The organism is Lyngbya aestuarii BL J (assembly GCF_000478195.2).
Taxonomy (GTDB): domain Bacteria; phylum Cyanobacteriota; class Cyanobacteriia; order Cyanobacteriales; family Microcoleaceae; genus Capilliphycus; species Capilliphycus aestuarii.
In genome coordinates this window covers 1-432 of record NZ_AUZM01000366.1, presented here as the reverse complement: position 1 = coordinate 432, position 432 = coordinate 1, and the positions used below count along the sequence as shown (strand labels likewise).

The following is a 432-nucleotide window of genomic DNA, read 5'->3' as shown; positions in this document are numbered from 1 at the left end:
TGCTCTTCCGATCTCATGATCGTGATCTTCTTCTGTTAACGGTTCAATTCCTTGACTTGCATCAATTTGTTTGAGTTGTGGGTTCCCCGCATTCGCCACCAACCCACTGAGAAATGTTTCCATTCCTAACCCATTTTTAACTAAAATTTCAGCTTGAGCAAGTTTACGCGCATCACTGGGGGAAGCTTGATATTCGTGGGCGGTAACGTTAGGCGGAACCAGTATTTCAACTTCCTGACTTGAACCGGATACCGCTTTGGTAAACAGGTACATCGGTAAAAATGTGGCGACAACCTTTGTAGAACGGGTGTTTTGGGCGACTGTTGTTAAACTTCCGACTATGATGGCGATCGCAGAAATTAATAATACCGCAAACAAAGGACGACGTTTCCAAGCACTAGGCTGAGTCAATATTCGCAAAAACTGTGAAGG

1 protein-coding gene is annotated in these 432 nt (G+C 44.4%); it reads right to left on the bottom strand.

Features of this window, described 5'->3' with window-relative positions:
* The coding region (locus M595_RS28550; RefSeq protein ID WP_023070020.1) for a metal ABC transporter solute-binding protein, Zn/Mn family at nt 1-432 on the bottom strand (432 nt) is incomplete at both ends.